The sequence below is a fragment of the Halomonas sp. C22 genome (genome assembly GCF_007655045.1).
Taxonomy (GTDB): Bacteria; Pseudomonadota; Gammaproteobacteria; order Pseudomonadales; family Halomonadaceae; genus Vreelandella; species Vreelandella hamiltonii.
In genome coordinates, this window is the sequence record NZ_VBVC01000001.1 from 363,484 (window position 1) to 387,213 (window position 23,730).

Annotated in this window: 20 protein-coding genes; 9 read left to right on the plus strand and 11 right to left on the minus strand. The window is 58.1% G+C overall.

Going from position 1 to position 23,730, the window contains the following annotated elements:
* The first annotated feature begins 252 nt into the window (after positions 1–252).
* The 6 genes from FEU76_RS01725 (at position 253) to FEU76_RS01750 (ending at position 10,314) form a co-directional block, all read left to right on the plus strand.
* Positions 253–2,394, plus strand: coding sequence for a TonB-dependent receptor (locus tag FEU76_RS01725; RefSeq protein WP_260851324.1), 2,142 nt, complete (start codon positions 253–255; stop codon positions 2,392–2,394).
* A gap of 218 nt (positions 2,395–2,612) precedes the next feature.
* Positions 2,613–4,406 carry an IucA/IucC family protein gene (locus FEU76_RS01730; RefSeq protein ID WP_144979842.1) on the plus strand — a complete coding sequence of 598 codons (1,794 nt, stop codon included), beginning with the start codon at positions 2,613–2,615 and terminating at the stop codon, positions 4,404–4,406.
* Positions 4,399–5,658 (plus strand): type III PLP-dependent enzyme, encoded by a 1,260-nt coding sequence (locus FEU76_RS01735; protein ID WP_144979845.1) that lies wholly within the window; start codon positions 4,399–4,401, stop codon positions 5,656–5,658. Before FEU76_RS01730 ends, FEU76_RS01735 begins: the two co-directional genes overlap by 8 nt.
* A 48-nt stretch (positions 5,659–5,706) precedes the next feature.
* Positions 5,707–7,587 (plus strand): IucA/IucC family protein, encoded by a 1,881-nt coding sequence (locus FEU76_RS01740; RefSeq protein WP_144979848.1) that lies wholly within the window; start codon positions 5,707–5,709, stop codon positions 7,585–7,587.
* Positions 7,581–8,354: an HpcH/HpaI aldolase family protein gene (locus FEU76_RS01745; RefSeq protein ID WP_144979851.1), complete on the plus strand. Its 774-nt coding sequence runs from the start codon at positions 7,581–7,583 to the stop codon at positions 8,352–8,354. Before FEU76_RS01740 ends, FEU76_RS01745 begins: the two co-directional genes overlap by 7 nt.
* 43 nt (positions 8,355–8,397) lie before the next feature.
* Entirely contained in the window at positions 8,398–10,314 is a 1,917-nt protein-coding gene (locus tag FEU76_RS01750; protein WP_235263851.1) for an IucA/IucC family protein, read from the plus strand.
* Between the two features lie 49 nt (positions 10,315–10,363).
* On the opposite strand, the gene FEU76_RS01755 is transcribed toward FEU76_RS01750, so the two are convergent.
* From FEU76_RS01755 to FEU76_RS01785, 7 genes are all read right to left on the minus strand, one after another.
* Positions 10,364–10,987, minus strand: coding sequence for an S-adenosylmethionine--2-demethylmenaquinone methyltransferase (locus FEU76_RS01755; protein WP_039176058.1), 624 nt, complete (start codon positions 10,985–10,987; stop codon positions 10,364–10,366).
* A 44-nt stretch (positions 10,988–11,031) separates the two neighbouring features.
* The gene (locus FEU76_RS01760) at positions 11,032–12,069 is read right to left on the minus strand and encodes a FecCD family ABC transporter permease (RefSeq protein ID WP_144979854.1); all 1,038 of its coding nucleotides are present in this window, start codon (positions 12,067–12,069) and stop codon (positions 11,032–11,034) included.
* Positions 12,066–13,070: a FecCD family ABC transporter permease gene (locus FEU76_RS01765; RefSeq protein ID WP_039175685.1), complete on the minus strand. Its 1,005-nt coding sequence runs from the start codon at positions 13,068–13,070 to the stop codon at positions 12,066–12,068. The genes FEU76_RS01760 and FEU76_RS01765 overlap by 4 nt, the downstream gene beginning before the upstream one ends.
* Positions 13,064–14,077: an ABC transporter substrate-binding protein gene (locus FEU76_RS01770; protein ID WP_144979857.1), complete on the minus strand. Its 1,014-nt coding sequence runs from the start codon at positions 14,075–14,077 to the stop codon at positions 13,064–13,066. The genes FEU76_RS01765 and FEU76_RS01770 overlap by 7 nt, the downstream gene beginning before the upstream one ends.
* Positions 14,074–15,549 carry an MDR family MFS transporter gene (locus FEU76_RS01775; RefSeq protein ID WP_144979860.1) on the minus strand — a complete coding sequence of 492 codons (1,476 nt, stop codon included), beginning with the start codon at positions 15,547–15,549 and terminating at the stop codon, positions 14,074–14,076. Before FEU76_RS01775 ends, FEU76_RS01770 begins: the two co-directional genes overlap by 4 nt.
* A gap of 118 nt (positions 15,550–15,667) precedes the next feature.
* On the minus strand, positions 15,668–16,003 hold the full coding sequence (locus FEU76_RS01780; protein ID WP_144979863.1) for an AzlD domain-containing protein: 336 nt from the start codon (positions 16,001–16,003) through the stop codon (positions 15,668–15,670).
* Positions 16,000–16,740 (minus strand): AzlC family ABC transporter permease, encoded by a 741-nt coding sequence (locus tag FEU76_RS01785; RefSeq protein ID WP_039175691.1) that lies wholly within the window; start codon positions 16,738–16,740, stop codon positions 16,000–16,002. Before FEU76_RS01785 ends, FEU76_RS01780 begins: the two co-directional genes overlap by 4 nt.
* A gap of 145 nt (positions 16,741–16,885) precedes the next feature.
* On the opposite strand from FEU76_RS01785, the gene FEU76_RS01790 reads away from it, so the two are divergent.
* Positions 16,886–18,190, plus strand: a complete 1,305-nt coding sequence (locus FEU76_RS01790) for an MFS transporter (RefSeq protein WP_052196324.1) — start codon at positions 16,886–16,888, stop codon at positions 18,188–18,190.
* Positions 18,191–18,310: 120 nt separating this feature from the next.
* Here the strand turns inward: FEU76_RS01790 and sstT are convergent, their stop codons facing one another.
* Entirely contained in the window at positions 18,311–19,534 is a 1,224-nt protein-coding gene (gene sstT / locus FEU76_RS01795; RefSeq protein ID WP_144979866.1) for a serine/threonine transporter SstT, read from the minus strand.
* Positions 19,535–19,818: 284 nt separating this feature from the next.
* Between sstT and FEU76_RS01800 the strand changes: the two genes are divergently transcribed.
* Positions 19,819–20,148, plus strand: a complete 330-nt coding sequence (locus FEU76_RS01800; RefSeq protein ID WP_039175695.1) for a hypothetical protein — start codon at positions 19,819–19,821, stop codon at positions 20,146–20,148.
* Positions 20,149–20,216: 68 nt separating this feature from the next.
* Here FEU76_RS01800 and FEU76_RS01805 read toward each other — a convergent pair whose 3' ends face one another.
* From FEU76_RS01805 to FEU76_RS01810, 3 genes are all read right to left on the minus strand, one after another.
* Complete coding sequence (locus tag FEU76_RS01805) at positions 20,217–20,537, minus strand: hypothetical protein (protein WP_144979869.1); 321 nt, start codon at positions 20,535–20,537, stop codon at positions 20,217–20,219.
* A 247-nt stretch (positions 20,538–20,784) separates the two neighbouring features.
* Complete coding sequence (locus FEU76_RS18530) at positions 20,785–20,961, minus strand: hypothetical protein (RefSeq protein WP_156808540.1); 177 nt, start codon at positions 20,959–20,961, stop codon at positions 20,785–20,787.
* 154 nt (positions 20,962–21,115) lie between these two features.
* Positions 21,116–21,745: a CDP-alcohol phosphatidyltransferase family protein gene (locus FEU76_RS01810; protein WP_039175697.1), complete on the minus strand. Its 630-nt coding sequence runs from the start codon at positions 21,743–21,745 to the stop codon at positions 21,116–21,118.
* A 343-nt stretch (positions 21,746–22,088) separates the two neighbouring features.
* On the opposite strand from FEU76_RS01810, the gene FEU76_RS01815 reads away from it, so the two are divergent.
* Positions 22,089–23,672, plus strand: a complete 1,584-nt coding sequence (locus FEU76_RS01815) for an SLC13 family permease (RefSeq protein ID WP_227407703.1) — start codon at positions 22,089–22,091, stop codon at positions 23,670–23,672.
* The last annotated feature ends 58 nt before the right edge of the window (positions 23,673–23,730 follow it).

The window sequence follows — 23,730 nt, forward strand, 5'->3', positions numbered from 1 at the left end:
AACTCACAAGAAAATACGAAGCTCAGCACCCTAATTCAAAACATTCTCATTTTCAATGGTGATGCCCGGCACCGAGCGCCCAAGGCAAAGCGACATACCCCTCAGTCATTTCATTATATCGAACGGTTCGTTCCCCAAGCCTAGATCTTTCTTATCTTATATGCATAATACAATCATTATCATTTAGTTATGAGTTGCGTTTGCAGCGAAGGAAGTTCACGTCACACTGATCCGCAGGGGGATAAAAAGAACATGCGTACGATGAAGCGTCAGGTATTTTGGCCGACCGTCACGTTGGCCGGTCTGGTGTCGGCCAGTCAGGCCCATGCTCAGGAGAGCATCGAGGTAGAGCCGCCAAGCAATCGCAACAATACGGAGCCCACCGTGGTGGTCACGGCGTCGAGAACCAATACCACCAAGGAGGACTCGCCGCAGACCGTGCGCATCATCAGCGAGCAAGAGATCCAGCAGCAGCTGCAGCTGACCAGCGACTCCTCGCAAATTCTCAGTAATCTGCTGCCTTCCTACTCACCCAGCCGGCAAAAGATGAGTGGTAGTGGTGAGACGCTGCGTGGCCGCAGGCCCTTGATCCTGATCGATGGTATTCCTCAGTCCAATCCGCTGCGCCCCACTGGGCGCGAGGCCCACACCATCGATTTTTCCATGGTGGAACAGATCGAAGTGATCCAGGGGGCCAACGCCACCAACGGGATTGGCGCGGAAGGGGGCGTCATCAACCTGGTGACCAAGCGCCCAGAGCCGGGGTCGTTCAACCAGCACATAGAGGCCCAGGTCACGACGCCCACGCGGGAGCTGGATAGCGATACCCTGAGCTATCGCACCACTTATGGCGTCAGTGGCAACAGCGGAAACGTGGATTATCTGTTTTCCGCCAGCCTGGAAGACCAGGGGCTGTTTCTGGATGGCAATGGCCAGGCGGTGGGGGTGGATAATACCCAAGGCGATCTCATGGATGCGCGGTCGTTCGATATTCTTGGCAAGTTGGCGTACTGGTTCGATGATGACCAGCGCCTCCAGTTCACTCTCAATCACTACAACATCGAGGGGCATAATAACTATCTGAGTGTCACCGGAGATCGCGCCAATGGCGTGGTGACCACTTCCGAGCGCGGCACGCCAGAGGGGAAAGCGCCCTATAACCGGGTCTGGACCACCGGCTTGAGCTACGACCATTACGACCTGGCAGGCATGCACTTGAGTGCCCAGGTGTTCTATCAGGATTATGAGGCGCTGTTTGGAGCCGATAATTCGGCGACGTTCCAGGACCCCGCCTATGCCCCCATCGGCACTTTTTACGACCAGACCATAGCCGACACCTCGAAATGGGGCACCAAGGTAAGCTTGACCCGCGAAGACCTGCTGGATGATCGCCTATCGCTCACGGCGGGCTTCGATACGCTGTTCGATGACACCGAGCAGTACCTCTACCAGACCGACCGTACTTATGTGCCGCCGGTAGAGTACACCGACCTCTCGCCATTCCTTCAGGCGGAGTTGCGCCCGGCAGAGTCGCTGCTGCTCTCGGCGGGGGTGCGCTACGAGTACGCCAAGCTGAACATCGACGACTACCAGACGCTTTACACCCGCAATGGCGTGGATGTGGAAGGGGGCTCCCCCAGCTTCAATGAGACGCTCTACAACCTGGGGGCCGTGTGGAAGCCCGTGCAGCACTGGAGCCTGTTTGCCAACTACTCCGAAGGTTTCACCGTGCCCGACGTGGGGCGTGCGCTGCGCAGCATACAAACCCCGGGGCAGTCGGTCGACAGTATCGAGAACCTGCGCCCTATCGTCACCGACAATATCGAAACCGGTGTTCGCTACGACGATGGTCGGCTGGCTGCCGAGCTGAACTACTATGTGTCGTCGTCTGATTTTGGCAGCCGCCTGGACGAGCGCGACGGTGCCTTCTTCATGTCACGCCAGGAAACCGAGATCAAGGGGGTAGAAGCCGCCGTGGGTTACCAGTTCACGGATCAGCACGCCGGTCGGCTCTCCTATTCCCGCATGCGTGGCCGCTACGACAGCAACGACGACGGCAATCTGGATGCCTCGCTATCCGGCATCGATGTGGCCCCGGACCGCCTGGTGGCAAGCTGGTCGGCCAACTGGACCGACCAGCTCTCGACCTATGTTCAAGCCAACTATGCTTTCGACATGACCTTCGACGAGCCCGAACGTGAGTTCGATGGCTACCTGCTGATGGATGCCGCCGTGGGCTACCAGCTGCCGGTCGGGCGAGTGAATGTCGGGATATCCAACCTGCTGGATGAACAGTACGTCACCTACTACTCGCAAAGCGCGCTGGTCAATGACGAACGCTATTTTGCTGGCCGTGGGCGGACATTGACGCTGGGGTACCGTCTCGATTTCTGATCGCTGAGATGATCTTCATCGCCCATGGTGGCATCGAGAGCAGGCCGTTGGCAGCGGCTGCTCTCATCAATCAAGCAACGCCATGCTTTGCCACGCTTCATAACAACGCTGTATCGGCACTTAAATAACAACTTCGCAAAGTGACTAGCCAGGGAGGCAAGGAGCCACACACCCAGGAGTGTGCTGGACTTAAACGGATGCATTTTTGCGGAGGCCATATGAGCTACGCACGCGAGTCTCGATTACCAAGTGAGATCAGCCGACATGCTTCTATGCATGCGCTGTTGAACTGCCTTATCAAGGAAGTGGCCATTCCTGAACAGACTTTGCTGTACCGCTGGCCAGCGTGTCGCAAAGGTTTGCCAGAGTACTCGGAGGGAGCGCCACTACTGATTCGATGGTCGGCGTCACTCTCACTATGGGTCATGGTGGACCGCCAATCAGTGCTGGGTAGCCATTATTATCTTTCCGATACCTATGTGCGAGTGGCTGGCGATGATCGCTGGCAAGTTCTTGAATTGCCTGAACTGATCACCGCCTTGTTGGAGCACTGTGAATGGCATGAAGGAGCGCTCAATCAAGAGTTGAGTGTTCAGGCAAGGCAGAGCCAGAAGGTGATGTCTTCTATCGTGGCGCATGCCGCAGAGCAGCCGCGATGCACACCATTGGCAGACTACCCCAGTAGTGAGCAGGGACTATGGTTCGGCCATCCGAATCATCCCACCCCCAAGGCTCGGCAGTGGCCATCACATCTGCTACAGGACAAGCCCGCTTATGCGCCAGAGTTTGGCGCCACGACTCCGCTATATCAATTCTCCTTCCCACGGCATGGGCTGAGTGTTCGGGCGAACCGGCTCGAGCATGAGGAGGTATTGGCACAGGTGGCAGACCAGGGAGCAGCGGAAGATGTCGAGCGTATCGTGCTCAGCATGCATCCGGTGCAGGCCGAACTGTTCAAACAGGATGCTCGTGTCAGTGAGTTGTTAAAAGACAAGGTGATCCGCGACTTGGGGCAGAGCGGCTGGTGTGCTACGCCAACGGCGTCCATGCGTACATGGTATATCGAAGGGCATCCGTGGTTTCTCAAAGGGTCGCTGAACGTGCGCATTACCAACTGTGTGCGCAAAAATGCCTGGTACGAACTTGAGAGCACCTTGGTGATCGACCGCATCATGCATCAGTTGATGCAGGCGCAGGAGCCATCACTCGATGCCCTATGCGTGGCTCAAGAGCCTGCAACGGTTCATTGGGCGCCCGCAGGGAGTGACGATGAGCAACAGCGCTGGTTTCGAGAGCAAACCGGGGTCATTCTGCGCGAGAACTTCTGCCAGCGCTTTTCTCCTCAAACCTGCCTGTTGAGCGCCACCTTGTTTGCCCGCGACCCCGAGCTAATGCCTATGGTGCTCGACTTCATCGCGGGGGAGCCGAAGGCGTTACCTACGCCAGACAAGATCAGGGCCTGGTTTCAAGCGTACGTGGGCACACTGCTCGCACCGGTCATGGGGCTTTTCTTCCGGCATGGCATCGTCATGGAGCCGCATTTGCAAAACTGCGTCCTGATCCATGCTGACGGCACTCCTCGCCAGATGCTGCTGCGCGATTTCGAAGGTGTGAAGCTGACCAGCGACAAGGGCCTGGATTGGCTAGCGGGAGAGTCTCTACACCCGCGAGTGAAAGCTTCCATGACCTATAGCCGTCAACAAGGATGGAACCGTATCGCTTACTGCCTGTTCGTGAACCATCTCGCGGAGGCGATTCTGGCGCTGAGCTGGCAGCGCCCGGGTCTGGCAGATGCCTTGTGGCAGGATACGTTCGATGAATTGCATCGCGTCAAACGTGAACTGGACGTTCCCGCACCAGAGCTGGAAGAGTTGCTGGAAGGGGGCTCGCTGCCTTGCAAGACCAACTTCAAGTTGCGCCTGATGGCTCAGGCGGACAGGCAAGCTCAATACGTACGATTGCCCAATCCATGGGTTACCCAGACTGCCAAGCGGGAGGTGGCCTATGGATAAGTACACCCTGCTACCTGAGCATGTTCGCACGGCGATAGCGCAGCACCGCAAGCAGTCTCGTGATCCCATCGCCGCATTTTTTTACGACCTGCCAGCCCTGGCTGCCCATGGCCGGAGTATGAAGGCGGCATTACCCCCTGGGGTCGAACTGTTTTATGCCATCAAGGCGAATAGTGAAGCTGCGATTATCGATACGTTGGCTCCCATCGTGGATGGACTGGAGCTGTCCTCCGGCGGGGAAATCGAGCGGGCTTGCAACAGTGTCACGCCTCGGCCATGGGTAATGTCGGGGCCGGGCAAGCTGGATTCGGACATGCGATGCGCGATGCAACAGGGCATAGAGGCGTTTCATATTGAAAGCCTGAGCGAAATCGATCGTTTGCAGAGGGTAGCGGCGGAATTGAATCGCATACAGCCGGTACTGCTGCGTATCAATCCTGTTCTGCCCGCCGCCTTCTCCAGTCGGTTGAAGATGGCGGGGGCGGCAACGCCCTTTGGCATTGATGAAGCGCAGTTATCCGCTGCGGTCAGCGCCGTCGATGACGCCCCTAACCTCTCGTTGAGAGGCTTTCACAGTCATGCCATGTCACATCAAATCGAGTTGCGTCGCCATCAGCAGCTATTGGCATTCTACCTGGAACGCTGGCCACAGTGGCGAGCACTGGCGCGTGATCCCGAGCAACTGACACAGCTCAACGTCGGCGGGGGCATTGGCGTCAATTATCTCCAGCCTTCGCAACAGTTCGATTGGCATGGGCTGTGCCAAGCTTTGGGAGAGCATCTGAGTGCCATGCAGGCGCCTCCGTTGGTGCGTTTCGAAATCGGACGTTACCTCTCGGCGTTCTGTGGCTACTACGCCATCGAGGTGCTGGATACCAAGGTCAGTCATGGTGAAGGGTTTCTGGTTTGTCGAGGGGGAACGCATCAGTTTCGTCTACCCGTGGCTCAGGGGCATGACCATCCGGTCATTCACTTACCCGAGGACTCCTGTCGTGCGAGCAGAGGCGAGAACCGCTCGTGGACGGTCGTGGGCCAACTATGCACGCCAAAGGATGTGTTGAGCCGCCGCCAAATGATGCGTGGTGTCGCGGTCGGCGATCTGTTGGTACTGCCCCTTGCTGGCGCTTATGGCTACAACATCTCCCATGCCGATTTTCTTTGTCACCCCCGGCCGGAGCAGCACTTCATTGAACACTCTTCGACGGCGGCTTCCGCCTCTGCCGACACGCACACGATTTGCGCGCAGGTGTGAGTGGGTCGGTAGGCCGTGATTCATTTCATTACGTCAAAAAGGTATTCCATGTCATCACATGAACGAGTGCACTCCCCTGCGACATTTGTCGAGACGACACGGGTGGACCCACCCTTTGCCTCCACGGACATATGGCGCCATCACGCACGCATCGAACGGAGAGTCATAGGTCAGTTGCTGCAAACGCTGCTTTATGAGGATGTATTGAGCTATACCGCCGCTCCGAACCCCGCCGACGCACGTGCCGGAGCAACGCGTTTTTCATTAACCCTGGGAAGCCGTCGTTACCAGGTCGATGGCTGGCGATGCCACAGCTTTCAGCTGATTCGCCTAGATCACGCCACGCTGCGGGTATGCAAGGCGCAGGGCGACGCTGAATCCATAAGCTTGCAACGCTTTATGACCGACCTGGAAGAGACCGTGACGGATACTGCGATTCAAGCGGGCTTTGTCAACGAGTTGGTCCAGACGTTGATCAAGGATACGCAGTCGTCTGCTTGCACGGGTAATAGTGGCGCTGAGCCTCATGCGTTGGAAGCCGATGCTCTCGAGAACTATTTTACCGACGCCCACAGCTATCACCCTTGCTACAAGTCACGGCTGGGCTTCTCGCTACGGGATAATTGGTGTTATGGGCCAGAGTTTGCCAATCCTCTCAACGTGTTCTGGCTGGCTGTGCCAGCTCACTTGGCACAGGCTGGCGCCGTCGATGGCCAGAAGGTGGCTGAAAGGGCCTTGCACGAGGCTGGGGCAGATGTGCTGGCACGCTTGGAGAAGTATCTGGAGCGTCGGCAGTGCCTGCGCGATGACGTCGTTCTGGTGCCGGTGCATCCATGGCAGTGGGAAAATGCACTGGTCCACGTGCTGTATCCTGAGCTTGCCAGTGGCGAGATTGCGTTTTTAGGGGAAGGCAACTCGGTTTATACCCCTCAACAATCGATACGGACCTTGGCACCGCTCGAGCGTGACAAGCCCTATCTCAAGCTGGCGCTGAGCATCACCAATACATCCAGTACGCGCATCCTGGCACGCCACACGGTCACCAACGGTCCGATCATTACTCAATGGCTCCAGCAGTTGGTAGCAAGCGATGAGGTGGCAACCTCCGCTGGTTTCGTCCTGCTGGGAGAGGTGGCAGGTGCCGCCCTGGATGAACGGGCATTTCCCGCGGCGCGTTATAACGAAATCTATGGCAAGGTCGGTGCCATCTGGCGGCAAAATATCAGCCATTTCCTGGATGAACGAGAGCGAGCCGTGCCCTTCAATGGGTTGAGCCAATTCGTTCGCAACGCTGAAGGCGATCCCTCTACGCCTTTTATCTCTCCCTGGATAGATCGCTATGGATTGGAGACCTGGGTTCGCCAGCTCATCTACGTTTCCACGCTGCCCATTATCCACCTGTTGTTTGCCGAAGGAGTGGGCATGGAATCTCACGGCCAGAACATCGTCGTGATTCACCGAGATGGTTGGCCGACGCGGGTGGCGCTAAAGGATTTCCATGATGGAGTTCGGTTCAGCACTGCTCATCTTGCGCGCCCTGAATTGGCACCCGATCTCGAACCCGTCCCCCCGCGTCATGCTGCGCTCAATCGTAACTCCTTTCTCGTGACCGACGATGTGACGGCCGTGCGTGACTACTCCTGCGATGCATTTTTCTTTATCGCACTGGGCGAAATGGCCATTTTTCTGCATCGCCACTTTGGCTTCGAAGAGCCTCGTTTCTGGTCGATCACCGCCGAGGTGGTGAAACAGTATCAGCGTGACAATCCACAACATGAAGAGCGCTATCGCTGCTTCGATATCTTTGCACCGGAGTGGGAGGTGGAGGCTCTGACCCGGCGTCGGCTGTTCGGGGATGACCGCCCACAGGTCAAGAGCGTACCCAACCCCATGGCTGCCTACGCACCTGGTGGAGAAACCTCATGTTGAGAGCCAACCAATTAAAGCAAGCGCTGCTCGAGGGTAGAGAAGTGCATGGTGTGATGGCCTCCATGCCCACGGCCGCATCGATAGAGCTGATTGGAGAGGCAGGCTTTGATTTTGTCGTCATCGATACCGAGCATGTCCTGATCAACCCGGAAACCATCGAGCACATGATTCGTACGGCCGAGAGTTACGCCATGACGCCTCTGGTCAGGGTTGCCGATGCGGAACCCAAAGCCATGCTGCGTTTGCTGGATGGTGGGGCCCAAGGCATCGTGCTGCCTAACGTAGAGTCGGCGGAGACGTTGCTCAGTGCTGTCGCTGCCTGCAAATACGCCCCCGAAGGGCAGCGCAGTCTCAATGCCGGTCGCCCAGGCGGGTTTGGAAAAACGTCGCTGGCGGAGTACGTGGTGCAAGCGAATAGAGAGGTGATGGTCGTTGCCATGCTCGAAAGCCGCCTCGGCGTGGAGCAGATAGAGCGTATTTGTGCCGTTCCGGGGCTCGACATGGTGATCGAGGGGGCTGCCGACCTCTCCCAGTCCCTAGGTGTGACGTGGCAAACCGGACACCCGGATGTGATTCGGGCGCTGGAACATGTCCAGCGCACAGCTCATGAACACCACATCCCTTATTGCGCCTTTCTGCGCCAGTCAGACGCTAAAGCGCGATGGCAAGCGCGGGGAGTGAACACCTTCATGCTGGGAGACGAGAGGGGGATCGCGTTCCGTGCTTTGCAAGGGGCGCTGCATCAGGCCAGAAGTGGGTCAGTCTGAATTCACAGTCAATGTTGCTAATGTTTTTTGGGGATTTATGAACATGGAAATCGTTAACGCCCAGTGCCCTTCGCAACGTCAGATTCTTCAGTATCTGGTAGATGGATGCTTGGTAGAGGGCTTGCTGGAGCATTTGAAGGCAGAGTGGATCAGCACGACGCAAGTGGATGATCGCCTTACCTGGCTGCCTCTCTTGGGTGATCATTCGCACGATGAGACAAAGCGTATCTGGTATTGGCCCCAAGGGGAGAGTCAGAGTATTGCGCTGCTGCTGCAGCCTGGGATTACCCAGGCGTGGGAAAAAGTGCCTCATACCCCCGTGATGCTGGTCGACCACCCTGAGAGGCAGTGGCATAGTCTGGACGCCCTGGCGTTTGCACGACGACTCTTTACCGCAGGCACCTCAGGGAAAGAGGCGTCGTTCACGGAGGGGCAACAGGTATTTCTTCGCGCGCTGTCCGACACGCTTTGGCAGGCTGCCAGCTCGGTGGACCATGATGTCAGAACCGAAGCGCTGTCGATGCTTTCTACCGCTGAGCATTTCAAGGTAATGGAGCAGTGGGCATCACTTCTCGATCGACCTTATCATCCGATCGCAAAAGCCAAGCAAGGGCTGAATGAAGCAGAATACAAAGCCTATATGGCCGAGTTCAATGGCCCTATTACGCTGCGCTGGGTGGCCATCGACAAGCGCTGCTTGATGAGCGGAGCGGGTGTCACTGATAAAACACTTCCGCCGGTGCACTGGCTCGCCAGTGAAGCTGGCGCACAGGCGGTAGCGCAGGAGATGGATGTGCGAGGCGTGCGGCATACCCACGTCGCTCTTCCCGTTCATCCTTGGCAGCACGAGCATTCGTTGCCGCTCTGGTTGAAGACGGCTTTCGAGACAGGTGACTGTGTGTCGCTGGAGGCGGTGACCGAACCCTGGTGGGCTACCTCTTCACTGCGTTCTCTTGCCCCTACCGCCGACAGCACGCATTTCCTGAAGCTGCCGATGGCGATTCACTCTCTGGGCGCCTCTCGGTATCTTCCCGCCGTCAAAATGCTCAATGGCGATCTGAGCGCTCACTTGCTGCAGCAGGCCAAAGCGTTGGATGACCAGTTGGCCAAGGGGCTGTACCTTTGCGATGAAAGCAAGTGGTGGGCCTACATGCCAGAGGGGGCAACGCTATTCGACGAAGCGCCGCGCCACCTTTCCGCCATGGTGCGCAGCTACCCCAAAATGTTGCTGGAAGATGCGGATGTCCGCCTGGTGCCCATGGCCACGCTTGGGACGCCACTGCCGAAGGGCGAGCACCATGTGTTCGATGACTGGCTAGAGCAGCGTGATATGCCCGCTACCCCGGCATCCGTCAAGGCGCTGTTCGGTGAGCTCTGTAACCGCTTCTTTGACATCAATCTGCGCATGTTCCGCCTGGGCATGTTGGCCGAGGTGCATGGCCAAAATGCAGTGCTGGTCTTCAAGGCGGGCCACTGCGATGGTTTGCTACTGAGAGATCACGATTCCCTGCGTATCTGTGTCGAACGACTAACGCAGCAAGGAATGCAGGATCCGAGTTATCGCATCAAGCAGGGCCACTCCAACACCTTGTACCACGACAGTCTGGAGGCGTTGCTGTTCTGGCTGCAAACGCTCGCTATTCAGGTCAACCTGAGGGCCATCATCGATACTCTCGCGGAATATTATGCGCTGCCTGCCAATACCCTCTGGCTGACGCTGGCCGAACGGTTGAAAGCACAGATAACGACATTGCCGTTTGATCAACAGGATCGAACCCTGCTGATGACACAGCTGTTCGAGCAGAAGCAGTGGCCCTACAAGCGTCTTATTGCACCCATCATCGAGCGTGCAGGAGGGCCTGGCAGCATGCCCTTTGGTACCAGCTTGACCTGTAATCCTTTTTTGCAGGCAAACGCGTTGTCGCTACATGTGAAAGCAGAGGTAGCCATGGAGGAGTGATGTGCACGTGCCGCCCGTGGGAGCGGGCGGCATCGAGAAAAGTGCAGCGTCAGTAAAACCAATCGGGATGTTCGGCTTTCAGGGCCTGCCGTTTTTCCTCTTCCTGGGCCTGCTTCTTGCCTGCTGCCTCGGCCAAGGCGTCGGCACGGTGGGGGGGAACCACGAAGAGGCCGTCATCATCCCCGATGATCAAATCGCCAGGAGTAACCACACACCCTTCGATGGTAACCGGCGTATTGATCTCGCCTTCCAACGTCAATGCCCTTGTGGTGAGTGGGCTGTGGCCACGCGCGAACGTCGGGAGCGACAGTCTGGACAGGTGCTCCCAATCGGTGACGGCGCCATTGGTGATGATGCCAGCCAGTTGCTTACGCAGAGCGGCGTAAGCTCTGAATTCACCCCAGCAGGCCCGATGGTGGTCGTTGCCCACATCGATGACCAGGACATCGCCCGGACAGGCCATTGTCAACGCCTCGCGAATGATGCTGCCATCCACATGGGGGATGCGTACGGTCAGGGCCGTGCCCAAGAGCCGCACCGGACGCCTGACAGGTGAAAGCGTCGAAATGGCGCCGAAATCGGTAAAATGCCCCAACGTCGAGGTGGCGATGCGTGCGAAACGCTGCCGCTGTTGGAGCGAGAGGTGGTCCTTCCGAGGCTGGATATGAAACATGGGCAGTTCGTCACCATCAGATGCATGAAAGGCGGCAGCGACACTCAAGAACGCTGGTACCGAGTCCTGTGCAGTAAGTAAACAAAAAAGGGTGCTCCTATGCCGGCCACGAAAATACCGGCGGGTAGATCTTTGGGTAAAAAGGCCACCCGCCCCAGCAGGTCGGCGTACAGCACGATCAACGCACCTACCAACGCCGATGCGGGAATGAGCCTCATCAGGGAGCGGCCTACCAGCTTTGCCGCCACATGTGGGGCAATCAAGCCCACAAAGCTGAGAGCACCTGCATAAGCCACGGCAGCGCCCGCCAAGGCAACGCTGCACGCCAGCAGGCTCAATCGACTGCGTATGATGGCAACACCCAAGCCCTCCGCAACGTCATCTCCCAGCATCATGACGTCGGCATGACGTGCCAGGGCGAGGCAAACGGGGGTTGCTACCAACAGCCACGGCAGTATTCCTCTTACATCGCTCCACTGGGCGGCATAAAGGCTTCCGGTTAGCCACACATAAGCAGACATGGCTGCAGAGTCGTCGCTGGTCACGATAAGCAGTGTGGTGCAGGCCCCCATGGCGGCTGCCATGCCGATGCCTACCAGCACCATGCGAGATGGATGCAGGCCGTTCTTCCACGCAAGGCTGAAAACCAGGAGTGCCGACACCATTGCACCGAGCATCGCGGCAACCGGAAGCCAGTCGATGCTCAGGCTGCCGAGGAGTGCCAAAAACATGACGGCTGCCAAGGCCGCCCCGCTGGTGATACCAATAACGTCCGGGGAGGCCAGCGGGTTGCGGACAATTCCCTGTAGAACGGCGCCAGCCATGGCTAATGCAGCCCCCACCAGTATGGCCAGCAAGGTGCGTGGCAAACGCAACTCCCAGACGATGAAGGCAATGTCGCTACCTTGGGGGGCGGCCAGCGCACGTATCACTTGCATGAACGTCGTGGGAAAGCTTCCCAGACTGATCGACAGGGCCGTACTTGCCAACAGCAACAGGCACAGTGCCAGCATTCGGGGCAGCAGCCGGGCACTATGGGGCGCCACCGTTGAAGAAAACGAGGAAGTCGCGTGCGGTTTCATTGTCCTGCCATCTTGCGTCGTGCCAGATAAATAAAGAATGGCGTGCCAATCAGAGCCGTCATGATGCCTACCGGTATTTCCTGGGGCGGCATCAGAAAACGGGACGTGACATCTGCCAGTAACAACAGGCAAGCGCCCAACAGTGCGCAGGCGGGAAGCAACCAGCGGTGGTCAATGCCAAACAGGCCCCGCGCCATATGAGGCACAATGAGACCTATAAAACCGATCATGCCTGCCAGGGCAACGGAGCTACCAGCCAGGACAATGACCACGAGCCCCAGCAGCAGTTTGATCGTGGTGGCGGGCAGGCCCAGTCCCGTAGCCATGTCGTCACCCAGCAACAGTGCGTTGGCATGGCGTGCCAACAGGCCTGACACTACCAGTGCCCCCGTGAACAGAGGCAGCAGCGGCACGATCAGGGAGAGATCGCGCCCCGAAACCGAGCCTGCCAGCCAGTAGAGAACGCTTTCGAAACTTTGTTGATCGACGATCAACAGCCCTTGGCTGAAGGACACGAACATCGCCGTCACCGCGACCCCTGCCAGCACGACCCGCAAAGGCGATAGCTCGCCGTGCTGCCCTCGGCTGAGCAGCATCACCAGCAGCGCAGCGATAAGCGCCCCCAGCAGGGCAGCCCACACGTAATGAGCCGGTGTATGGAGTGGCAAGATGGAAACGGAAACCACGACGAAGAACATGGCTCCTGCGTTGATACCCAGGATTCCCGGTGACGCCAGCGGGTTGCGCGTCATGGTTTGCATCAATGCCCCGGCGATGGCCAGGCTGGCGCCCACCAGAGCAGCAATCACGGCACGCGGTAAGCGTTCGGTATATAAAATGATGTGGGGCACCTGGCCAGGATCGTAATGGAGCAGGGCGGCCCATAGCGTTGGCCAGGGTATTTCGGTAGTTCCCGACATGATGCTCATCATGAACGCCACCAGCATGGCGAGGGCTCCCGCCAGGAGTCCCATGCTTTTGGCGATGCCGCTATTCAACATCCGGTGGTGATTCCTTGTGTCACGGCGAACGAGGTAGCCAAGCACACCTGATTCTGTGTCGAGGAAGCCAATGGCTGTTGGTGCAGGCCATAGTGGCGATAAAGATCGTCGAGCATGGCATTGGCGGCAAGGATGCCACCGCCCATCATCCAGTTGATAGGATCGACCTCGAAAACACGTTGGCTCTTGACGGCGTCGAGTTGCTGCCACAACGGATGCGAAGCCCAGCGCTGATAATTGTCGGCAATGGCCGGGTTCGGTTCGAGCAGGACGAAAATCACGTCGGCATCCAGAATCGGGATGTTTTCGGTACTGGAAAGCTTCATTCCCCAGCCATGTGTGCTGAGCGTATCGGGCTTTTCAAAACCTAGCTCATCCAGAATGTCGCCAGAAAATCCGCCGGAGTAGATCCTCACATGATCACTCTTGAAACGTATCACGGCGACTCTTTGCGGCCATTCGGAGCCCAGGGAGTCGGCTATCTGCCGACGGAAATCGCTCACTCGTGTATCCCACTCCTGCAACAAGATAGCGGCTTCTTCCTGACGGCCCGTGTGCTCGGCCACTGCTGCCAGCGTGTCTTTGAAGTCAAATACGTCAGGGAGCGCTACGGTATTGGAAATGCGTGTCAGCAGGGGCTGTATACGCTCGTGCCGGAAATCGGTCGCCACGACCAGATCGGGGCTTAGCCAGGCAACCTTCTCCAGGTTGGGTTGAGTTTCCAGCCCCACGTATTCGACGCCATCCAACGCATCACGCAAGTAAGGATACATGGGTTTCTCCAGCCACGACTCGACCACTCCCACCGGCGTCAGCCCCAGCGCTACGGCACTGTCGGTGGCTCCCTGGAACAGGGTCACGATGCGTTGTGAGGTCGAGTTGCTGGCGTCGGGTGGGGCTTCTGCGCTTGCCCAGCTGTTGGCATGATGAGCCACGCCCATGCTCACCACCAGCAGTAACAGCACGGCGCTCATTCGCCGAGCCATGGGCAGCAGAAGAGGGTTCATTCTGCTCTCCTGGCCGAGTTGCTTGGCAACGAGGGGTGGGCGGTACCAGCTCGAGAAGCGCCGATCAGGCGGTTATCAGATTCCTCTACGGATCTGCCAAGCTGCCACGCCAGGGGAAGGCAAACAAGAGCGATACCGGCCAGAGCAAGAAATGCCATGTGCAGCGCCGTGGCGCTAGCGTCCGAATAAGGCACACCCTGTTGCAGGGCGGCGTGCACAGACACGTCGTAATAGATGGATAGTGCGACGATGCCCAAGGAGGAGGCGAGTCGCCGAGACATGTTGTTCATCGCAGAAGCCTGGGTCACGCTCTGTTCAGGAAGATCCTTCATGCCCACCGTGGAAGAGGGCAGATAGGCACACCCCATACCCACGCCGCGCAGGGCCATCCACGCGGCAATCATCCAAACGGGAGTCGCCGCCGTGAGCGTGCCCAAGCCTATCAAGCTAACGAGGGTGGCAATGAGCCCTACGCCAATACACCACCGGGGTGAGTAGCGATCGATGAGGCGCCCTGCCATGGGGGAGCAGATTGCCGCTACCAGCGCCGTGGCGAGAAACACCAGGCCCGTGGTCAGTGGGCCAAAGCCGAGCGTATTCTGCATCCACAGCGGCACGAGCAAGATGCAGCCGAACAGAATGATGGACTGCAGGCATGCCAGCATGACGCTTAGACGAAAGCGCCGATGGCTCAAGAGAGACAGATCCAGCAGCGGAGTGTCATGGCGCCGTTCGACCCTTACAAACAGTAGCAGGGCTGCAAGCCCAAGCATGATCAGCGCCACGGTTTGAAGGTGCAAAAGGTCCGTCAGTGTCTCTATTCGACTCAGTACAAAGAGAATAGCGCCCATCCCCAACGTGATCAGGGCAAAGCCCGTCAGATCAAAAGGGCGTTTGGACGGATGCGGCTCGGATGGCAAGTAGCGATAACCGCACAGTAGCCCCAGTAGGGCAAAAGGCATGTTCATCAAGAACAGTGCTCGCCAATGGCTGACTTCAAGCAGCAGCCCCCCAACCGTTGGGCCGATAGCGGGTGCCAACATCACGGCAAGGCCCCATATGCCACTGGCCTGGCCACGCCGTTCGCTAGGGTAAGCAGAGAAGATCAAGGACAGCGAGAGCGGAATCATCAACCCTGCCGCCATGCCTTGCAGGCCACGGGCGACGATGATGCCATCCAGGCTTTGGGCAATGGCGCCAAGCGTGGAGCCCGCCAAAAAGCCCCATAAGCCAAGCAGGTAGATGGGCTTTCGGCCAAATCTCCCCGCCAGATAACCCGTCAAGGGCATGGTCATGCCCATGGCAATCATGAACATGGTCACCACGAGGCTGACATGAGAAGCGCTGGCCTGGAAGGACGTCATCAGCTCGGCGACGGCAAGATTGAGCGCGCTATTGTTGAGGCTGACGGTGAAGGTGCCTAGCAATACACTGACTAGTACTCTCCTGCCATTGCTCATCATGATCGGCATATAGGTTCACTTGTCTGTGCTCGAGATGGTTATCCGGCAGGGCGGATATTCAGCGCAGACATGATGTCACGTCAGTCTATTTAATGCAAATAGTTATCAATTGTGTTGGGTAGGCGCATTACAGGATGGTAAAAGCGAGCTCCACCATCCCAAACACCGCCACCCCCGCCGCCACTGGCCAGCCCAGGGAGCGCAGGCGCCGCCATACCAGCAGCGTCACGCTCAGCCCGATGGCCGTGGCGAGCCACGAGGTCGGGCTGGGGTTGACGGGCACGATGGAAACCCCGAGCACGCCTGCAATCATCAGCGGGCCGAGAATCACCAGCCACTGCGGCATGGCATTGAGGCCGGTGTCGCTACCCAGGCGGCGCTGCATCCACAGAAAGGGCACCACCCGCATCAATAGCGTGCCCAGCGCGCATATCACCACGGCAACCCACAGCGATGCGCTCATGGCGTGTGCTCCCGGCTGCGAAAGGTCAAGGTGTAGAAACACAAGGCGCCGCAGGCCGCCGCCAGCGGAATGGCCACATTGCTCCAGCCTGCCAGGTTCAAGCCCAGTGCGGCCAGCACGGTACAAGTGGTGGCGGCCGCCCAACGTTTGCTGGTAAAGCGTGGTGCCACCATGGTGAGGAAGAGCGCAGGCAGGGCAAAGGGCATGATTTCTCCCAGCAATGGCCAGCGGGCGGTGACGGCTTCGCCACCGCTGGCTCCGGCGATGGTACCTATGATCCACACCCCCCAGGCCAGCAGCGACGCGCCCACGAACCAGGCAAAACGCTTGACCTCGGGGAGCTGCGGCAGGCGGGTGAGCGCCAGGGCAAATACCTGGTCGGTCAGGCCGTGCATCAGCCAGGGCCAGTGGCGGCTACGGGGTAGCAATGGCGCGAGGTTCGGCCCATACACCACATGGCGCACGTTGATCAGCAGGGTCAGCGCCACCACCAGCCACAGCGGCGCGCCAGCCGCGATCATGCCCACGAACAGAAACTGCGAGGCGCCAGCGTAGATCAGGGCCGAAATGATCGCGGCTTCCCAGGTCGTGAAACCCGCCTGGGTTGCGACCAGGCCAAACGACAGCGAAACGGGCACATAGCCACCCAGCAAAGGGATGGCTTCGCGAACGCCCTGAAAGCCTGCGCGCAGGGCGGAATGCTGGCTCGTATCGGCTGGCTCGATCGACTGGTTCACGATGGCGTACTCCCTTGGCCGTCAGTAGGAAACGTTAGCCTGGCAACTATTATGACCTTCTGTCAGGGGCGTGTCATGCGTAGAGAAGATTTCCAGTGGCATCTTTCATGCATGGTCTGTAGCGAGGCTGCTACGAGGAAGCGCGATGTATTCATTAGCCATGCTCAATCCCGTTAAGTCGATACTGCGCAGTGTGGCACTGCTGTTGCTGGGCAACGGCCTGCTCAACACGCTGCTTACCCTGCGGGGCACGGCGGAAGGTTTCTCCAGCGCGGTGCTTGGGATCATCATGTCCGGCTATTTTGTCGGGTTTATCTGCGGCACCTGGGTAAGCGGGCGCTTGATTCGGCGTATGGGGCACATTCGTACCTTTGGCTTCTGCGCTTCCATTTGTTCATCGGTGGCGCTGCTGCATCTGGTGTTTATCGACCCGTGGGTATGGCTGCCGTTGCGGGTGATCTACGGGCTTGCGTTCATTACCTTAATTACGGTGATCGAAAGCTGGTTGAATAGCCAAGCCGCCAGCCATGAGCGGGGGCGTATTTTTGCGGTATACATGGTGGTTAACCTGGGTGCCTTGGCACTCGCCCAACAGCTGCTGCGCCTCTCTTCGCCGGAAGGTTTTCTACTCTTTGTGGTGATCGCTATTTTGATCAACTGGGCGCTGTTACCCATTACCTTGACCCGTCGCGTTCAGCCCAAAATCTCCGAGCGGCCCAAAAGCAGCCTGCGTGCACTGCTGAGCTTTGCGCCGCTGGCGGTGGCTTCTGCCGCGTTATCCGGGCTGGCCATGGGGGCGTTCTGGTCGATGACGCCGATATACGCCACGCAACTGGGGTTTGATATTGGCGGTGTTGGCTGGGTCATGAGTGTGGCGATCATGGGTGGCGCGCTTTTACAGATCCCCATCGGCCGCTTTTCCGACAAGCATGACCGCCCCAAGGTGATGATCTGGGTGGTGCTGCTGGCGGCCTTGACCGCCGCCGCCATGCCCTTTGCCCCCAGTCACGAGGTGCTGCTGGGGCTCTATTTTATCTGGGGTGGTTTGGCGTTTTCCCTCTATCCGCTGGCGGTAGCGCAGTTGATTGACCAGCTCCATCCGGATGAAGTTGTCTCGGGCTCGGCGGATATGCTGGTCATGCACGGCGCGGGGTGTGCCGTGGCGCCGGTGGCTGCGGGGTCTCTGATGACCCTGGTCGGCAGCCACGGCCTGCCGATCTATATTGCCTGCGTCTTTACCCTGTTGGGTATCTATGCCCTCTATCGCCGCCGCCGTGTCAGGGCATGGGGCACGCATACGGCGCACTTCGAGCCGATGGTGCAAAGTAGTGCAGAGGTGTTGGAAATGATCTTCGATGATACCCAGCGCGACCTCTTTGATGACCCGAGTTTCTATGAAGAGGATGAGCGTGAGCGTTTGGCGAGACTGCTGAAAACATCCAGCGGGTAGTACGAGAGCGTCGTAGAGCCAAGTAGTTGAGAAGAGCCGTAGAGAAAACCGTGGGTAACCGTCGTGGGAGGGCGCGCGGGGGAGTGGCGGTGGCCAGCCGCCACTCCCCAAGGCAAACGCCTACGCGCGCTTCGCTTCTTGCGCCCGGCAGGCGGCAGCCGTAAACAGCACGTCGGTGGACGAATTGAGCGCCGTTTCGGTGGAGTCCTGCACCACGCTGATGACGAAGCCGATTGCCACGGCCTGCATGGCGACTTCGGTAGGAATGCCGAACAGGCTTGCCGCCATGGGAATCAGCATCAACGACCCACCGGCCACGCCAGACACACCGCAGGCCGCCAGGGCCGAGACGACGCACAGCAGCAGGGCAGTGGGGAAGTCCACGGCAATACCCAGCGTATGGGTGGTGGCCAGGGTAATGACGGTAATGGTGATGGCGGCGCCGCACATGTTGATGGTGGCGCCCAGCGGAATGGAGATGGAGTAGGTATCGGCATCCAGCTTGAGGCGGCGGCACAGTTCCAGATTCACCGGTATATTGGCCGCCGAGCTGCGCGTAAAGAAGGCGGTAATGGCACTGCCGCGCAGGCAGGTGAACACCAGGGGGTAAGGATTCTGGCGAGTGACCAGATAGACCAGCAAGGGGTTGCTCACCAGGGCGACGAACAGCATGCAGCCCACGATGACCCCCAGCAATTGGGCATAGTTGAGCAGCGCCTGCATACCGGATTCAGCCAACGTACCCGCCACCAGGCCAAAAATGCCAATGGGGGCCAGCCGAATCACCAGCGTCACGATGCGGGTAATGGCACTAGAAAGGTCTTGCAGCGCCTGGCGCGTGGTATCGGCCGCCTGGCGCAGCGCCAGACCCAGCGCAATCGCCCAGGCCAGAATAGCGATGAAGTTGCCTTCCATCAGCGCGCTGACCGGGTTGGTGACCGCATTCAGCAGCAAGTCACGCAGTACGCTGAAAATGTCGCTGGGCGGGTTGCCGTCTACCTGGCCGGCATCCAGCGTCAGTTCGGTCGGCATCCAGAAGCTGGCGGCCACCGCAATCAGCGCGGCGATCAGTGTTCCACATACATATAAAAGCAGCACCGCACGAATGTGCGTAGGTTGCCCTTGGCGATGTGCCGCGATAGCGGCAGCGACCAGTACGAATACCAGAATGGGGGCGACGGCCTGCAGGGCGGCGATGAACAGTTGGCCCAGCAGGGCAATATCGCTGGCGACCGTAGGGGCGAGTAGCGCCAGCAGCACCCCCGCAATGATCCCCATCACGATCTGGGGTACGAGCCCCCATTGTAACAGTGGTCGGAAGAGGGCAGTGGCGGTAGCTATCATGACGGAACTCTCAGGTAGTGGGTGCAGATAGTAGGTGCAGATAGTAGGTGCAAATAGTAGGTGCAGTAGTCGGTGGAGCCGCGAGCTGGCAAGCCGCCAGCCCGTGCCTGAAAGGGGAAGTATTCTATCAGCTACGCAGAAGCTGTGGGGGGCTGCAAAAAAGCGCCTAAGGCTATCTCGAAAATGGCAGGCCAGAGATATACTGATATTAGCGTCTGGGCTCGGCGTCAGCAGGCTTGGCGCGCTAACGTGGTTTCCTCTAAAAAAACATCAGGAATACACCCATGCGTATCAAAGTGTGGCTCTTCTCTTTATTGCTGCTGTGCAGCTCGTCGCTCGTGATGGCGGACGATTACTATGTGGATATCACCAATCGTACCGGCTACACCATTTATTACATGTACGTGAGCCCAGCATCGTCTTCCAGCTGGGAAGAGGACGTGCTTGGGAGCGATGTGTTGATGAATGGTGATACCCAGCGGGTGACGTTGACGGGCTATCGCAGCCCTTACTTCGATATTCGCCTGGTCGATGAGGATGACGATAGCTATACCTTCTGGAACATCGATGTATCGCGCCAGGATATCGTGGTCACGTTGGAGCATCTGGACTAAAAAAAACGGCTTGCGCTCAGGGAGCGCAAGCCGAAGTAAGCCTTGTAGGAAACTGGGTAGTCAGTGCATCAAGCCACGGCGACAGAAACGAATGACGTCGCTTTCATCGCTTGATTAGCGGCACTGGAAGATTCAGCGTGCTGTGCGGCGCTCAAGGTTGCCATGTCGGCATAGGCCTTTTCGGTAAGCGTGACGACCTCCGGAGAGGTGCCCCATTTCAGCAGCATGTCATCGATGTGACGTTCTGCCGCTTCGAACTGGCCGCAATGGCAGAGCAGCTTGGCGATAGTGTAATCGCACTCGGGAGTGTCGAACATTTCTTCCCTGAGTTCGCGAATGGCCAGTTGCAGTCCTTCCTGAGAAATATCGGTCAACTGTGTAAATGGCATGCCACGTCTCCTTGTGAATGCTAGTGATCGCCCTTGAAGGGCCATCTTCCCTTGCTGTATCAGCAGGTTGATGCGTCAAATTGCTCTGTGGTAGCTATTTGTACGCGTCTTGTACCAATTGAGAGTAATACAGGGAGAGACGAGAATCAATCGCCGTGTGGCAGGTAAGGAAAAAATCACATGAATTAAAAAAATCCCCACGCGACAGGTGGGGATTTCAGTGGTGCTGTGGGCCGCTGGCGATGGGCTAAAACGTCATCATGGCCAGTAGTGTCATGGCGCAGCCCAGGAAAAACGCGCTGGTGGCAATGGCGAGCGTATCGGGCTCTTTGGCTTTTGCGCGGCTACGTTTCTGATCCATAAGGTATTTTTCTAAATGCTCACGGCTTCCTGGCTGTGTGCCTTTATAAAGATGTTGTCGCATCAGCTTACCTCCCTCAGGGTGGGTAATGTGTGTGACCCCCTCTAGCAATACTGCGGTAGCGCTTTGTCAGTGCTTGTTGTCACACTGTGTTCTGTCTTGAAAGCATAGACCATGGCGTCACGGAATAATTCATAAAAGCTATACAAAATGTTAACTATCGTGTCATGTCATCGTGATGGCGCAGGGTCCAGTAGCCGCCCCACAGCCGCGTTGCCGTGGTGATCAGGCAGGCTGCAGCGAACAGGTACGCCAACCAGGGGAAATGGTCGGGAAACAGGCAGAACACGATCAGCGCTATCACGGTTTCCGTGCCTTCCGTCAAACCCTCCAGGTAATAGAAAGCTTTTTGCGGAAAATGCGGGCGTTCCACTTGGTGTGCTCGAGCCGCAATCGCAAACGCCAGAAACGACGTGCCTGTTCCAATGAAGGCAAACAGTAACAGGGCCGCGGGCAGTGCGTTTTGCGCCGGGGCTGCCAGCGCAAAGCCTAGTACCACGGCGGCGTAAAAGACGAAGTCCAGCCCAATGTCGAGAAACCCGCCTGCATCGCTTTGTTGCTGGCCAAGCCTTGCCAACGCGCCATCCAGGCCGTCGCCTATACGATTGAGCACGATGGCCAGCAGCGCCCAGCCATAATGCTCGAAGGCCAGCAGGGGCAGGGCCAGCATACCGATTAGAAAGGCCGCCAGGGTCACCTGGTCCGGGGTGATGCGGCAGGCGTGAAGCGCGCGGGCGACCCAGCGTAGCGGAGGGTGGGTCAGGGGCATGGTAAAGCGGTCCAGCATGGGTGAACTCCTGAGCGGTGTGGGGCTCAGCCTGGAGCAGTGAAACAGATTTGTATACCTTGATTCTCTGCGGGCAACATCTTAGCCAATGCTAATAATTACGACCAAAGTGTTTAGACTTTGGTTGTAATTGCCGTCAATTTACTGGACTAATGGCTTATGGCAGTGAATAAAGGGCACCTCAAAAAAGCCAGACGCGCTGGCACATTTGTCCTTGGGTTGGCCCGTACGGCGCCCATTCGTTCACCCTGACTGCGAGCGGTACTTCATAATGCGCAGAACTGCCACGATGACGCTCTGGGACTCCCTTTGGCATTCCCACGACCAAGCAAAAAACCTCCTCATGTGTGCGCTGCCCACTTCTGGCACGGGCAGCGCTGGGCGAGGTGGTTCCTCTGACGCACAGCCAGGCAATCAGCCTCCGCGTCCGCCTGCCTTCAACACGGCGCAAAAAATTGGCCTGGTACTCGGGCCAGCTCTCTTTGCCTTTGTTTTGCTGTTTTTCCATCCGGCCGACCTGAGCTTCGAAGGGCGCATGGTGCTGGCTACCACGCTGTGGGTTGCCGTCTGGTGGATCACCGAAGCGATTCCGATCCCGGTCACCTCGTTACTGCCCATCATCCTGCTGCCGATTACCGGCGCCCTGGATGGCAATACGGTGACGGCGGCCTACGGTAACCCGATCATCTTCCTGTTCCTTGGCGGCTTCATGATCGCTCTGGCCATGGAAAAATGGGATCTGCACAAGCGCATTGCGCTGTCGATCATTTCCATTTTGGGCACCAGCATCAATAGCATCGTCTTTGGCTTCATGGCGGCCACCGGCTTCTTGTCCATGTGGGTATCCAATACCGCAGCGGTCATGATGATGCTGCCGATTGGTACTGCCATTGTCTTCCAGGTAACGGAAGAGCTGAAAAAGAGCTCGGAAGACCACAGTGCCGAAATCGACAAGTTCAGCAAGTCGTTGATTTTTGGTGTGGGTTACGGTGGCACCATCGGCGGTCTGGGCACCTTGATCGGCACGCCGCCCAACATCATTCTGGCCGCTATCGTCAGCGAGCTGTTTGGCGTCGAAATTTCCTTTGCGGGCTGGCTGATGTTTGCCTTCCCCGTGGTGGTGATCCTGCTGTTCATCGGCTGGGTCATGCTGACGCGCTTCATCTATCCCATCAAGCTGGCCAAGCTGCCGGGTGGCCGTGCGCTGATTCGCAAGGAGAAAGAGGCGCTGGGCAAGATATCTTTCGAAGAGAAAGCCGTACTGGGCGTTTTCCTGTTCGCGGCATTCTTCTGGATCACCCGCTCGTTCCTGTGGCAGGGGCAGATCATCAACATCCCTGGCATCAACGACACCATGATCGCGATTGCCGCGGCCATTGCGCTGTTCCTGATTCCTTCGCCCTCCAAAGGCGGCTGCCTGCTGGACTGGAGCGTGGCCAAAGACGTGCCTTGGGGCATTCTGCTGCTGTTCGGGGGCGGTTTGGCCATCGCGGCGGGCTTCGGCTCTTCGGGACTGGCGTCCTGGATTGGCGGTCAGATGAGCGTTCTGGAAGGCGTCAATTTCATGCTGGTGATTCTGCTGGCCACGGGCATGGTGCTGTTCCTCACGGAAATCACCTCGAACACGGCCACGGCCACGATGATTCTGCCGGTACTGGCGTCGCTGGCGCTGGCGTTGAACATCCATCCATTCGTGTTGATGGTACCTGCGGCCATGGCGGCCAACTGTGCCTTCATGCTGCCGGTGGGCACGCCGCCCAACGCGATCATCTTTGCCACGGGCAAGATCACCATCATGGAGATGGTGCGCAACGGCTTCTGGCTGAACATCATTTCCATGTTCCTGATTGCCGCGGCGGTCTACTTCATGTTGCCGGTACTCTGGGGCGTGGATTTGACCACATACCCGGACGCGTTCCGCAACTAACCCGGTGTGTCGCCGCTGGCTCCTCTGGTGGGCCAGCGGGAAGCCACCAGGCTCCGGC